We start from the raw sequence: 13815 nt of genomic DNA, 5'->3' as shown, positions 1-13815 counted from the left end.
CTTGCCTCTTTCCGCCGTCCGGGGTCTGTCTCCGCCCGTGCGCGGGGTACCTGCTCGTCCGACAGGGTCCGTCGAGGTCATCACGGGCTCGATGTTCAGTGGAAAAACCGAGGAGCTCATCCGGCGCATCAAGCGCGCGATCCTCGCTCGCCAGCGTGTCCAGGCGTTCAAGCCTCGCATCGACGATCGATACGACGCGCATCGCATCGTCAGCCACGAGGCCGTGAGCGTCGAGGCCGTGGCCGTCGGCACGAGCGCGAGCATCGAGGAGCGCGTGCTCGACGAGACCGACGTCGTCGCTATCGACGAGGCACAGTTCTTCGATCGAGGCATCATCGAGGTCTGCGACAAACTCGCCAATCGCGGCCTGCGCGTCATCGCGGCCGGCCTCGACCAGGACTACCTCGGCCGCCCCTTCCCGCCGATGCCCGAACTCATGGCCATCGCCGAGGAGGTCACGAAGGTGCACGCCGTCTGCGCCGTCTGCGGCGGCCCTGCGAGCCGCTCGCAGCGCCTCATCCCCAAGGCCACGACGGTGCTCGTCGGCGGCGCCGAGAGCTACGAGGCGCGCTGCCGCGGCTGCTTCGAGCCGCGCGACGTCCCCCGCACCGAATTCTGATCTTCTCCCCTCTCCCGCGAGGGAGAGGGGCTGGGGGTGAGGCTAATCCCGCCGCGCCACCGACCCCGAATCGAACGGGCTCCGCACGCCCGGCGCGTTCTTGTCCGCGAAGTACACGCGCAGCATGTCGGAGGCCACGTGCGTCGCTTTCACGCGCCACTTCGCGCCGTTCGCCACGAGCACCGACAGCGCGACCTCGGGTTTGTCGCTGGGCGCGAAGCCCACCCACCACGTGTAGAACGGGCCCTCGGGCGTCGGCTTCGTCAGCGTGCCCGTCTTCCCCGCGATGCGGATGTCCGGCAGATAGGACCGACCCGCGCGATCGTGGAACGACTTGTAACTCGTCCCCGAGTCCACCGTCTCTTCCATCATCGACGTGATTGCTCGAGCCGTCTGCTCGCTCATCACGCGCTTCAGCGGCATGCGGGCGGTCGGACCCTTGTAGATCTCGCCTTCCTCGTCCTTCACGCTCGTCACGATCGACAGGCGCACCATCTCGCCGCCGTTCGCGATCGTCGTCGCCAGGTTCACGCCCTGGAACGGCGAGAGCGTCGTGTTCCAGAAGCCTGCGGCCGTGCGGGCGAAGCCGAGGTCGTCCTCGGGCAGCGTGATCGTGCTTTGCGCGAGCTTCACGTCGAACGGGATGTCCTGCCCCCAGCCGAGCTTCTGCGCCGTCCCTTCGAGCTCGCCGCGATCGAGGTGTTTGGCCGCGAGCCGCGCGAACACCGTGTTCAAGCTGCGGCCCATCGCCTGCGCGAGCGTGGCGCACCACTTGTCGCGCTTCTTGTTCTCGACCATGTCTTTCGCGGTGATCGCGTGCTCGCCGCCCGAGTAACACTGCTTCGTGTTGGGCCCGAGCCCGGCGTGCTCCACGAGCGCCGTCGCCGTCACGATCTTGAACACGCTCGCCGAAGGCGCCGTCGCCTCCGCCGCGACGTCGTGCATCGCGCCTTGATCCACGTAGCTCGCCCACGCGAGCACCCGACCCGTCTTGATGTCGGTCATCACGACGGCGCCCTCGGGCACGTGCCCGCCGCGCAAAAGCGCCACGGCCGCACGCTGGTACTTCGGCACCACCGAAAGCTCGGCCTTGCGATTGCCGTGGGCCGGCGCGATCGCGACGTTTCCGCGATCGTCGATCCGGGTCAGGTCGATGTCGGTCAGTGGGGGTGGCGTCACCTCCCGCGTGACGACGGGCCCTCCGTTCGTTTCGATTTTGCTTTTCGCGAGGAGACCGGCGAGCTCCACGTCGTGCTTGCGCAACATGGGGAGCGTGACGGCCACGAGCCCCACGGCGGCACCGATGGCGATCCACTGACGCATTGGCTCCTCGGGCCTTAACGCGCGGCGTGTGGCTGGGCCAAAAATGTTGTGTGACGTCGCCGGCTCAGAAGTTCACGGCCGCGCGCGCGCCGAGCTCGTGCATCCACGTCGCGGATCGCGCGGGATTCTTCGCATCCTCGAGTAAATTTCCCGGCACGAGCGCGAGGTTCTCCCCCGTCCCGCTCCCCGGCGTGTGGTAGGCGAGCCAGTTCACCGTTACCCGGACGAACCGCGTGTGCCAGTACGTCGCGCCGAGCCCGACCTGGAAGACCGAGATCTTCGACGTCCGCCCCGGCGCGCCCGGCGTCGCCGTATCGTAGTCGCCTCCACGTGCGGCGCCGTCGTATGCCGCTTGCACGCCCGCCGCGATCGCCATCACCTCGAGCCCGCGCCGGTCGTCGTTTCGCTTTTGGGTCTCCGGTGCCGACAGATCGAGCCTGGGTGGCCGGGAAAAACCCGGTTCGCCGTTCACGTACGCATCCCCGACGGGCCACGCCGAGGCATGCACGTACCAGCCCACGCCCTCGACATTCCCGAGCCGCTCGGTGTGTTCGAACGCGAGACCATCGATCGCCTCGCGGGTCCCGTTGTCGACCCAGTACGCTTCGGCGCGGAGCTCGAACGGACCGATCGGCGCGCGCAGCTCGCCGCCGATGCGGTTTTGCGCGCCAGACGGCAAGACGCGCACGAGCCTGCCACGTGTATCGCGGTACCGCGGATCCCACAATGCGAACCCCTGCGCTGTCGTGATCGCGGGATAGTCGTACGCGACGAACGCCGGATCACGCGCGCCGCGCTGCATGCTCACGCCGATCTGCAAGCGTTGCAGGAGTTGTCCGGCCAGGCTGCTCGACCTCTCCGCGAACTCCTCCTTCGTCGCCGGCGTGCCCCGCGAGAACGGGCGCACAACGAAGCGGCCGATGAAATCGGGGTAACGGTCGACCTGCGGTCGATTCGGTCCGTCGCCGACGAAGACGCCGAGCTCGTAGCTCAGGGTTTGCGCTTCGTTGAGATCGCCCCAGATCGTCATGCCGATTTCCTTGCCGTTCGGCTGGACGAACGCTCGAATCGGCAGCACGCGCTCCATCCACGGGTGCTGATCGTTGCCCGTGCGGTTCTCCAGGGAAAACGGCGCCTGGTGTTGCCCGAGCATCACGTGAAACTGACGCAGGAGCGTGTAGTCGATGTACGCGTTCGCGAGCTGTGCCGTCGCTCCTACGGACTGCGGCGGCGCGAAGCGTGTCCACGCTTGGAGTGGCGCTTGTCCGGGCGGCAACGTCGCCGGCTGCGCCTCGCCCATCGGGTTCGTTATGGGCTGTCCGCCGAAATCCACGGAGGCCAGGGCAAACCATCGACGGAAGAGATCGGCCGCGAGCTCGATACGCGCGCGGCGAGCGAAAAAACGCGGCGCGAGCAACGTGCCGCCGTCCTTTGCTGGAAGCGCGCTCGCGCCGCCGCCGAGGAAGGAATGGAAATCGAGGTGCAGACGGCCCCGGACATACATACGGATGTCGTCCGATGGATCACGTAGAAAAATTCCGCCTTGAAAACCGGCCAGCGCCATCCGCGGCTCCGTGCGCGAAGGCACGTCGACCTCGATCGGAAACGGCTGCACGGGCGCGGGCGGCGGCGTGACCACGGGCGGCGTTTTGCCGGCGGGCGGCGGCGGCGGCGGGCCGGCAGGCGTGGGCGGCGGAATCACCACGTTCCGCAGCTCGAAGGGCCGCGGCACGGTCCCCATGGGCTTCGGCGCAGGCGGTTTCGCCTGGGTTTTTCCTTCCCCCGTGGCCGCGGGTTTGGGACCAGGCGGCTGCGGCGGCACTTGCGCGAGCGCCGCCGGGACAGAAAAAACACACGCGAGCGCGCCGGAGAGCACCGCCTTGGCTATGCTCCCGCGGAGGCCTCCTTCGAGGCGCTTCGTGTCCCCGCTTTTCGTATGCAGCATTCGCGAATGTTTCCGGCTTCGCGCCCGACGGGCGGGCACGACGCTCGCATGCGACGCGCAGAGGGTCAAGCCACGCGCGGCCAGGGCGACACGAGCAAGCGACAGAACGAACCATGACCAGCAGCACGCCCATTCGGATCACGGCAGACGTCGAGGTGCTCGACAACACGACGCTCGTCTCGCTCGCCGGTCCGGCGAGTGAACACCTGAAGTCCGTGGCGAGGACACTCGGCATCGACGCGAGCCTGCGGGGCAACATCATTCGCCTCGCCGGCGACGCCGACTCGGTCGCGCTCGCCGAGCGATTCCTCGCCGAGGCGGCCCAGCTCCTGCGCAGCGGCGCCGTGCTCGACGCGCAGGATTACGTGCGCGCCGTGCAAGCCCTCCGCGAGGACCCCGCGCTCACGCTGCGCGAGCTCTTCGAAGACGTCGTGCTCGTGACCGCGCGGCGCAGACCCGTCACCGCCAAGACGATCGCGCAAAAGCGATACATCCAGGCAATCCGTACGCACGACATGACGTTCGGCATCGGGCCGGCGGGCACGGGCAAGACGTACCTCGCCATGGCCATGGCCGTGCACGCGCTCCTCGAGCGTCGCGTGAAACGCATCATCCTCACGCGCCCGGCGGTCGAAGCGGGCGAGCGGCTCGGCTTTCTGCCGGGCGACCTCGCCGAGAAAGTGAATCCGTACCTCCGTCCGCTCTATGATGCTTTGCACGACATGATGGATGCCGACAAAGCCTCGGGGCTCGTCTCGCGCGGACAGATCGAGGTCGCGCCGCTCGCGTTCATGCGTGGCCGCACGCTGAACGATTCCTTCGTCATCCTCGACGAAGCGCAGAACGCGACGAGTGATCAGATGCGCATGTTCCTGACCCGCCTCGGCTACTCGTCGCGCGCGGTCGTCACGGGCGACGTCACGCAGGTCGATCTGCCGCACGGCGCGCGAAGCGGCCTCGCAGAAGCGCGCGAGCTACTCGCGGGGATCGATGGCATCGCGATTTGTCACTTCACCGAGGTCGATGTCGTCCGCCATCCGCTCGTACAACGCATCATCGTCGCGTACGAGAAGCGTGATCAGGAAGTGGCTGCGAGGCGCGCGGAAAAGGAGCGTGACCGCGATCGAGATCGCCGCGACGGACCCGCCGCGGCGCAATCGACCCCGACGAACCTCGAGCCCGCGGACGAGCCGCGCGAAAAAGGGACCGCCTCGTGAGCTTTTTCATCGACGGGGCAAGTGACGTCGCCCGAAGCTCGGCGCGATACGGCAGAGACGCGCTCACGACGATGAACATCATCGAGACGCGCCTCACGTCGGATGCGCGTCTCTCCGATCGCACCGTCGTTCGGCCGCATCCTATGCTCGTCACGGTGCGGAGCGACCGGCTCTTCGCGGTGCTCGCGCCGGGCTCGCTCTGGGACCGCGGCCGCGAAGTGCTCCGCCCCTTCGCGCACAAACTCGCTTCGGGCGAGGCCATGCTCGTCCTCATCGGCAGCCCTGCCATCGGCGACGTCACGGGCGCCTTGAACCGTGGCCTCGGCGCGCTCGTGAGCCCCGATCCGAGCTCCGACGAGCTCTACGTCGCCATCCACAACGTTTGCGAGCTGCTCGAGTCGAAGGCCCGCGCCGAGGCGCGCGGCAAATGGCTGAACCGCTATCGTTACGAGCTCGGCGAGCTCATCGAGATTGCCAAGGCCATCACCACCGAGCGCGAGCTCGACAAGCTGCTCTCGCTCATCCTGGAGAAGAGCCGCTTCATCACGGGCGCGGACGCCGGCAGCATCTACGTCGTCGAAGGCGACGACCCCGATCCGCTCCGCCGCACCCTGCGCTTCAAGCTCTCGCAAAACGACTCCGTGCCCTTCGACGCGCGCGAGTTCACCCTGCCCGTGAGCCCCCGATCGATGTCGGGTTACGTCGCGCTCCACAAACGACCCCTCAACATCGCCGACGTCTACGACCTGCCCGCGGTATCGCCGTACGGCTTCGATCGATCGTTCGACGCGAAGATCGGCTATCGCACGAAGTCGATGTTGTGCATGCCGCTGCTCTCGCGCAAAGGCGAGGTCATCGGCGTCATCCAGCTCATCAACAAGAAACGCGCCGCCGACCGAAAGCTCCTCTCGGACGAGGACGTCGAAGACCAGGTTGTTCCGTTCGACGCGCGCAGCGAAGAGCTCGTCGGCACGCTCGGATCACAGGCCGGCATCGCGCTGGAGAACGCGGTTCTTTATACCGAGATCCATCACATGCTCGAAGGGTTCGTCCGCGCCAGCGTCGAGGCCATCGAGCAGCGCGATCCCACGACGAGTGGTCACTCGCGCCGGGTCGCGCTCCTCACGGTGGGCCTCGCGCGCGCACTCGAGCGCGACACGGCCGGCCCCTATCGCGGCGTCACATGGACGAAGGACGATCTTCGCGAGCTCGAGTACGCGTCGCTGCTTCACGATTTCGGCAAGATCGGCGTACGCGAGCAGGTCCTCGTGAAGGCAAAGAAGCTCTATCCACACGAGCTCGCCATCATCCGTCATCGTATCGAGATCGCATCGCGCTCGTACGAGGTGGAGATCCTCGAACGCAAGCTCCGGCTCGTGCAACGCGGCGCGCGCGCCGACGAACTCGTCGCGCTCGATCAGGAGTTATCGTCGCGCAAGGCCGAGCTCGAAGCCGCGTATGCCGCGATCGTCGCGGCGAACGAGCCCTCGGTCCTCAAAGGCGGTGATTTCGCGCGCATCGAGGCCATCGCGCGCGAGACGTTCACCGACTTCTCGGGTGACGTCGTGCCGCTCCTTCGCTCCGAAGAAGTCGCGTGTTTGTCGGTGGCGCGTGGATCGCTCACGCCCGCGGAGATCGAAGAAATCCGCAACCACGTGGTCCACACCTACCAGTTCCTTTCGCAGATCCCCTGGGGCAAACAGTTCCGACGCGTCGCCGTCATCGCGGGCTCGCATCACGAACGCTTGAACGGCACGGGTTATCCGCATCGGCTGCGCGCCGAGGAAATCCCGCTGCAATCCAAGATGATGAGCGTCAGCGACATCTTCGACGCGCTCACCGCGAGCGACAGGCCCTACAAAAAAGCCGTACCCGTCGACCGCGCGCTCGACATCCTCGGCCTCGAAGTCAAAGACCAGCACGTCGACGCCGACCTCGTGCGCGTCTTCATCGAAGCGAGGGTGTGGACCGTGCTCGAACAGCCCGGCGCGCCGCACTCGGCCCTCGCGGCGTCTTCGCGATGACGCAATTGCGCGGTTAGTCCTTCTTCTTCAGCTCGATTTCGGCCTCGCGCACGATCGACGCGTCCCCGCTCGCCACACGGATGCGTCCGACGATCTTGTCGTCTTTGCGCTTGCCCTGGACGATGCCGAACATCGCTTCTTTGGAAAGCGCATCTTCCGGAAAAAACGTCGCGCGCACCTCGTCACCCTCGACTTTGCCGCTGAGCGCCGCGGCGCCGAGCGCGCCCGAGGTTTTTCCTTTCAGCTCGCCGTCCGGGCCGATGGTGAGCGTGAGCGTCCCCGAACCCACCGCCACCTTGCCGTCGTCCTTCGTGCGGACTTTGTCCTTCACTTTGGGCGGCATCTCGACCTCGCCCTTCTTTGCGTCGTACTTGCCTTCCCACGTCCCCACGAGCCCCGGCGGCTCGGCGGGCAGAGCCGCGGAAGCGCTCGGGCTCGGCGCGGCGCTCGGCGCGACCTCGGCGGTTTTTCCGGACGGAACGGTTGTCGCGGGGGCGATGGAGGGAGCGGGCGGCGCGCCTCCCTCGCTGCCGCTCTTTTCACAAGCGACGAGGGAAAGGCAGGCGATCAAGGAGAGGGCCGTGGAAACGCAGTGTCGCATCGGGGATTCGGCGCCCGCGAAGGGGCGCGGGCGCCGAGGTGCTTCGCGCGTCTCCTGCCGCGCGTCAATCTTCGCGGCGCGACGAGAGGATGCGCAAGAGCGCGAGGAAGATGTTCAGGAAGTTCATATAGAGCTGGATCGCGGCGCCCACCGCGTCGTCTTCTCCAGCCTGGAGCAGGCGCGACGTATCGTAGAGGACGTATGCGCCGAAGAGCAGGACGGACACGCTCGCGATGGCAAGGCCGAAAACCGCGCTGCCCAGAAAGATGTTCAGCAGGCCAGCGCCGATGACCACGAAGAGGCCCATCGTGAGCGCGCCGCCGAGGAACGAAAAATCTTTCTTCGTGGTGAGCGCGTACGCTGTGAGCCCGCCGAAACCACCGACGGAGAGCAAGAACGCGTCGCGAATGGGCGACGACGAGAGCGTCTTGCCGATCCCCGCGGCGAGCGTCGCGTAGAACAACGACGGCGCGATCACCACGCCGATCACGGTCGCCATACCAAAAAGCGCGACGACGTTGAGGCCCTTCACGTGACGCACCATCGAAGCGCCGAACACGGCGCCGAGCATCACGAGCATGCCGATGATGTAGTGCTGTCCGAAGAACGCCACGAGCGGCGGAACGGCCACGCGTGAACCGCCGACGCTGACGAACGCTTGCGACGCGGAAAGACCGCCGCGGAGGGCCACAAGCGCGCCGACGGCGGAAAACGCGATGCTCGCCGTGAAGAGGCCGTAGACGCGTTTCAGGAAAGCCACGCGGTTCTCGCCGCGGGTGAGGCTCTGCGCGCCCCACGTTTGCCCCCTGTAGTCCCACGAGTTCATGCTGTTCACTCCCTGGATGATGTGCGGGTGAAGGACCAGTCGAGGCGAAAGGTAGTCATCCACCACGACGTCGCAATGTTTCGCCCCGATGGTCGCTCCGCGAGGCCGATCACGCACGGGCCGTCCGCCGGCCATTTCCAGCGAGGGGATCGACGTCGTGGGTGGATCCGCGTACGTTGCGGACATGGATTTCTTGAAGTCGAACGGGACCAGGTTGGCATTTCTCTTCTTCGTCGGCACGGCCACCAGCGCGCTGTCGACCGTCGGCTGCGGCGACGATGGAAAGGGCGGTAGCGGCGGCACCGGCGGCACCGGTGGTGACGGGGGCGTGGGCGGCACCGGCGGAATGGGCGGCGCAGGCGGCGCAGGCGGCGCAGGTGGCGCGGGCGGCGCGGGCGGCGCGGGTGGCAGTGGCGGCGGCATGCAGGTATGCGCGCCCGGCACGGCCGAAGCCTTGCCCAAGCTCGTGCTGACCGAGCTCGTGACGGGCCTCGACCGGCCCACCTACGTGACGGGCGCGCCGGGCGATACGAACCGCCTCTTCTTGCTGGAGAAGCCGGGCCGCATCCGCATCGTGAACGGCGGCAATCTCGTGCCGGAGCCCTTCCTCGACATCAGCGCGATCGTCGAGGGGGCGGCCAATGAGCGCGGCTTGCTCGGCCTCGCGTTCCACCCGAACTACGCCGAAAATGGCCGATTCTTCGTCTACTACACGCAGAAGGCGAACCCGAACGGCGCGATCGCCATCGCCGAGTACGCTCGCGGCGCCTCGCCCGACACGGCGGTCCAGGGTTCGGGCAAGGTCATTCTCACCATCCCGCATCCGGGCTACAGCAACCACAACGGCGGCATGCTCGCGTTCGGGCCCGACGGTTACCTCTACGTGGGCACGGGCGACGGCGGCGGCGGCGGCGATCCGGACCAGAACGGGCAGGACATCAACGCCAAGCTCGGCAAGGTCCTCCGCATCGACGTCGATAAGTACCCGACGCCTCCGCCGGGAAACCTCCAGAACGGCGACAAGGACATCTGGGACTGGGGCCTGCGCAACCCCTGGCGCTTCAGCTTCGATCGATGCACCGGCGATCTCTACATCGCCGACGTCGGCCAGAACGTGGTCGAAGAAATCAACGTCGAGCCGCCCGGGGAAGGCAACAAAAACTATGGCTGGAACACCATGGAAGGAACGCTCTGCTACGACCCGGCAAGCGGCTGCGACATGGCGGGCCTCACCTTGCCGGTCACGGAGTATGTGCATGCAAGCGGCTTCAACGACTGCTCGGTGACGGGCGGATACGTCTACCGCGGGTCGAAGATCCCGGGGCTCGTCGGGACGTACCTCTACGCCGACTATTGCTCGAAGCGCTTCTACACGCTCGCGTGGTCGAAGGGCAACGTCATCGCCGAGGGGGAGATCACGGCCGATCTCGAAAGCACATCGCTGAGCGCGGGCATCACTTCGTTCGGCGAGGACACCGCGGGCGAGCTCTACGTCATCGTGGACAACAGCCAGGGCGGGACACCCGGCAAGCTGTACCGCATCGACCCGGAGTGACATCGACGCGCCCTCCCTCGGAGGGCGCTCCCGCGTCGAAACGCGCGCCTCTTCATCTCTCTACATCTCGTCTTCATCTCCTCTTCATCTCGATCGCCGCATCATCCGCGACTTCGGCGGAGGCGGGCTCCTCGAAAAGAGGACAACGCGCGCCCGCGCGCCGGGCTTGCTTCGTGAGGGCCGTCGCTGCACGGCCGGAAGGCTGCCGCGGCGCGCCTCCTCTCCTTATTATATGAGTGCGAGAACGAGCCGCGCCGGAGCGCCGAAGTCCCGGGCGCCTGCTCCTCGTCGGTTTCGTGGCGCATCGTCCCCGAGGCTTTGCGGCGCACAACGCGGTGTGATGGGGCCCTTCGGCGACGCTATCGCCGCGCGGGCCTCGGCGGGCGCGCGCGCGAGCCGGACACAAATCGTCGCGGACGCGTCGCGCGGCATGCCTCATCGAACCGGCAAGCGACTCGAGCTCGTCCCAGTGGCTATCCCGGTGTCACCGCCGGGCGTGGCCTGCGCAGAGAAGGAGCAGCAATGAAGCGACGTCGGGTCGGTCTTTAGGGAGAGACCCGCCCCCAATCCGGAAGGACATGGCAGCGTGCACGGCAAAGCCCGGGTCGCAAAGCCTGGATCGACTGGCAGCCCGCGCGCGCCAAACGAGAGCGCTGGCTGGACAATGCAAGCTTCTCGCGGCCTCGTGAGGGATTTCGAGCGGTCGGTCGGTCCGGTAAACGTCCGGCGCTACCGGGCGGCGGTGGAGGCAAAACCTGGGAGGCGCGCGCGAGCCGAACCAAAAAATGAACGAAAGGACCGTCCTGCCACTTTATTCGCTTGACCCGCCCGCCTCCAAAGGCATAGTCGTAACCATCCGCCGAGCGGGATTCGGCGAGGGAGAAGACATGGCAACCGACGCTTTCGAGCAGCAGATTGTGGAACTTGTGCGGAAGATGCCCGACTCGGCGATTCTCGCACTGGTCAAGGATAAACTCGGCTCGGCCGTGGCCTCCGCTCCGGCGGCGGCTCCGCTCGTGGCTGCGGCTGCGACCCGGGGTCGCGGTCGTCCGGCGCGCGTGCCGCAGGCGCTCGCGGCTGCTCCGGTGGTGGAAGCCCCGGCGCCCGCAAAGCGTGGTCGCGCGGCGGCGCCTGCTGCACCTGCGAAGCGCAAGCCCGGCCGTCCGAAGAAGACGGCGGCCCTTTCCGCGGAGCGGCAAGAGGTCCTCAATTCGGTGGAGCGCATCGTGAAGGCGTCGAACGGCGTGAGCGCGAGCGACGTGGCCCGCCAGGCCGGCATTCCGCAGACGCGCGCGGCGGCTGCGCTCAAGGAGCTCAAGCTCGCGAAGCGCATCTTCCAGGGTGGTGATCGTCGTTTCGCCCGCTATGCGGCCGACCTCAAGACGGCGGAGCAGGCGAGCCTGAACGCGCGCAAGACGGCGAGCGGCCCCTCGACGGCCGGCGCCCCCGCGAAGAAGGCGGCCCCCGCGGCGAAGGTCACGCGCAAGCGCGCGGCGGCCCCCGCGGCGCAGCCTGCGGCGAAGTGAGTCGCGGGCTGTTGGGGAACGTAGCGCGCGCTCGACGAAGACCATAGGTCCAGGGCGCGCAGCCGTTTATCAACAGCCTGCCAGCGAGTTACGACTCGCAAACCTGGCGGCCCGACGCGGAGGCGGTGAGTGAAAGACTCCCCGCCCTCGATTCGGGCCGCGCGGTCGTTTCGAAGGACGATCGATCGTCCGGACGAAGTCAAAACGACGTCGCCGACATGACGCGCCTCTCCGGCTCTGCTCGACCGGAGCGGCTGCCCACGATCGATCGTTATGGTCGACCCGCGGCAGCGCCCGAATGACGCGTGAGCGTCCCAGGTCGTCGCGACGTCCAAAACGTTTTTCGCGCTGGATCGCGCCGCCCGTTCGATTGGTCATCGGCGGCCAAACCCAGCGTGGCAGGCAGGCGTGTGTCGCGGCGATACGCGCGCGTGGTATGTCCGGGCGGACCGAGCATCCTTGCCACTGTCGCTCGCTCGGACGAACCCAGCTGACAAGCCAGTGCGATGCGCTCCCACGCCGCACTGCGCGAACACGCGCTCGTCGTTATGCGCGTCGCCAAAACGGTGCAGGCGTCACGCTTTCGACGTTTTTTTGCAGACCTATTACGGTCTTACCTTTCAATTTTGAACGATGTGCCCCTGCGCGCGTTTCAACTTCTCACGCTCGCACGAGGAGCGAGCGGGGATGGCGCGGTGAGGCAATCGTCCGACGACGGCTTTACGGCGGGTTCCAGGTCGCGCCGTCGTCGTCGGATACGAGCACGTAGAAGCCGCGCCTCGAAGTACCCGTGACATCGGCGGACACGATGAGCAGCGTGCGCTTGCCAAACGAAACGAGCGCACCAAAGTCGACGCGCCCGCGCGCGCCGGTCCCTTCGCCGATGATGCGCGCGCGCTCGTAAAACTTACCGCCGTCCGTCGACTGCGCGTAGTAGAGCCCCCAGCGCTCCCCGGCTTGCGCGCTCATCACGGCCGCCGCGCCCGTGGACGTCGGCACCGCGACGATGTCGCGCTCGTGTTTCTCGATCCAGGGCTTGAATACGGGACGCGATGGCGTCGTGCACTTGCCGTCTAGCTCACACAGCAAGAGCGTTATGCTCTGCTTGTCGGCATCCGGCGCCTCGACGACGAACTTCGTGTCGGTGCAGCCGATTGGCGCGCCGGAAAGCGCCTCGGCCGGACGCGGGACCAGCGTGAGCTTGTCGGGCGTCACCACGAGGTAGAAGTTCTTGTTCGGATTCTGCTTCGTCGGCGGTTGCGTGATCGCCTGGTACGAGATCGAACCGACGTCACACGCCGAGGGCGCGGATAGCTCGGCGAGGAGCGTGGGCGTCGGCTTCAGGAGCTTCAAGTCGATGTACTCGGACTCCGCAGGCGCCGCGACGGTCTGCCCGGGCGCGGGCCACTTGCGCGACACGACCTCGCGCCCCTTCACCGAGAAGAGCCGCGGCGGCCGACCGACGGGCCCCGTGGCGAACGTCTCGAGCTTGGGCAGCGCGACCTCGGCCGGCGCATCGGTCCCGGGCGGCGTCACATACCGCGCTATGAATTTCTTCGGTGTGGGCTCGACGACGATCGACGCCGTCTCCTTGTCGAGCAGCGCGAGGCGCGGCTTCGGGATGGGCAGCTTCGGGTCGGGCTTTCGGGCGAGCGGCGGCTGATCGACCATCGTCGCCGTACCGAACGAGGGCGCGTCGAGGCCCGCGAAGAAAAACTGGAACGGCGGCGGCGGGGGCGCCTTCTTCCCGACGGTCGGGGGCGCCTCCGCGGTCGTCTCCTTCGGGCCGAGGGCGAGGGCGAACACGCCATCCGTGCCGAACGTGTAACTCGACCAGGTCTCGCGGTCCGTGCGGAAGGCCTTCCACGTCTTGCCCGCGTCCACGGTCATCAGCGCGATCGCCACGCTGCCGGGGACGCCGCCGGCCAGGATGGCCCGCTTGTCGTCGAGCACGTAGACGTGATCGAACTTCATCGACGGCGGCGCGAGGCTCGCGTCGAGGCCCTTGGCGGTGCCGAGGCCGGTGGAGAGCTGATCGAGCGAGGCTGCGCCGCGTGGAGGCGCGGGCGGCGTGATCGGGGCCTCTTCTTTTTTCTTCGAGCAGCTCGGAAGCAAAGAGAGCGCGGCTGCGAGCGCGTAGGCCGTCGGGGACCAGGGGCCCATCGTCGTTCGGAACATC

The 13815-nt window shown here is 67.2% G+C and carries 11 protein-coding genes; 6 read left to right on the top strand and 5 right to left on the bottom strand.

Annotated features, from left to right (window positions below; translation table 11 throughout):
* Positions 1 to 37: 37 nt before the first annotated feature.
* A complete protein-coding gene (locus tag KEG38_RS21395; RefSeq protein WP_308215611.1) occupies positions 38 to 619 on the top strand; it encodes a thymidine kinase in 582 nt (193 codons plus the stop codon).
* 42 nt (positions 620 to 661) lie between these two features.
* Here the strand turns inward: KEG38_RS21395 and KEG38_RS21390 are convergent, their stop codons facing one another.
* Positions 662 to 1942, bottom strand: coding sequence for a penicillin-binding transpeptidase domain-containing protein (locus KEG38_RS21390; protein ID WP_272416937.1), 1281 nt, complete (start codon positions 1940 to 1942; stop codon positions 662 to 664).
* Between the two features lie 64 nt (positions 1943 to 2006).
* The gene (locus KEG38_RS21385; RefSeq protein ID WP_272416936.1) at positions 2007 to 3887 is read right to left on the bottom strand and encodes a porin; all 1881 of its coding nucleotides are present in this window, start codon (positions 3885 to 3887) and stop codon (positions 2007 to 2009) included.
* A gap of 113 nt (positions 3888 to 4000) precedes the next feature.
* On the opposite strand from KEG38_RS21385, the gene KEG38_RS21380 reads away from it, so the two are divergent.
* Together KEG38_RS21380 and KEG38_RS21375 are read left to right on the top strand one after the other, a co-directional pair.
* On the top strand, positions 4001 to 5104 hold the full coding sequence (locus tag KEG38_RS21380) for a PhoH family protein (RefSeq protein WP_272416935.1): 1104 nt from the start codon (positions 4001 to 4003) through the stop codon (positions 5102 to 5104).
* Positions 5101 to 7128, top strand: coding sequence for an HD family phosphohydrolase (locus tag KEG38_RS21375; RefSeq protein WP_272416934.1), 2028 nt, complete (start codon positions 5101 to 5103; stop codon positions 7126 to 7128). The genes KEG38_RS21380 and KEG38_RS21375 overlap by 4 nt, the downstream gene beginning before the upstream one ends.
* A 13-nt stretch (positions 7129 to 7141) precedes the next feature.
* Here KEG38_RS21375 and KEG38_RS21370 read toward each other — a convergent pair whose 3' ends face one another.
* Together KEG38_RS21370 and KEG38_RS21365 are read right to left on the bottom strand one after the other, a co-directional pair.
* Complete coding sequence (locus KEG38_RS21370) at positions 7142 to 7729, bottom strand: hypothetical protein (RefSeq protein ID WP_272416933.1); 588 nt, start codon at positions 7727 to 7729, stop codon at positions 7142 to 7144.
* A gap of 64 nt (positions 7730 to 7793) precedes the next feature.
* Entirely contained in the window at positions 7794 to 8741 is a 948-nt protein-coding gene (locus KEG38_RS21365; RefSeq protein WP_272416932.1) for a Bax inhibitor-1/YccA family protein, read from the bottom strand.
* On the opposite strand from KEG38_RS21365, the gene KEG38_RS21360 reads away from it, so the two are divergent.
* From KEG38_RS21360 to KEG38_RS21350, 3 genes are all read left to right on the top strand, one after another.
* On the top strand, positions 8740 to 10110 hold the full coding sequence (locus KEG38_RS21360) for a PQQ-dependent sugar dehydrogenase (protein ID WP_272416931.1): 1371 nt from the start codon (positions 8740 to 8742) through the stop codon (positions 10108 to 10110). The two genes, KEG38_RS21365 and KEG38_RS21360, sit on opposite strands and share 2 nt — an antisense overlap.
* A gap of 887 nt (positions 10111 to 10997) precedes the next feature.
* A complete protein-coding gene (locus KEG38_RS21355; protein ID WP_272416930.1) occupies positions 10998 to 11636 on the top strand; it encodes a hypothetical protein in 639 nt (212 codons plus the stop codon).
* Between the two features lie 125 nt (positions 11637 to 11761).
* Positions 11762 to 11938, top strand: a complete 177-nt coding sequence (locus KEG38_RS21350; protein ID WP_272416929.1) for a hypothetical protein — start codon at positions 11762 to 11764, stop codon at positions 11936 to 11938.
* Positions 11939 to 12356: 418 nt separating this feature from the next.
* Here the strand turns inward: KEG38_RS21350 and KEG38_RS21345 are convergent, their stop codons facing one another.
* Positions 12357 to 13814 (bottom strand): sialidase family protein, encoded by a 1458-nt coding sequence (locus KEG38_RS21345; RefSeq protein WP_272416928.1) that lies wholly within the window; start codon positions 13812 to 13814, stop codon positions 12357 to 12359.
* Position 13815 lies beyond the last annotated feature (1 nt).

The sequence above is a fragment of the Polyangium jinanense genome, from assembly GCF_028435265.1.
In the GTDB taxonomy this organism is placed as follows: Bacteria; Myxococcota_A; Polyangia; order Polyangiales; family Polyangiaceae; genus Polyangium; species Polyangium jinanense.
The sequence above is the reverse complement of the archived record's forward strand: the minus strand, read 5'-3'. Positions and strand labels throughout refer to the sequence as shown.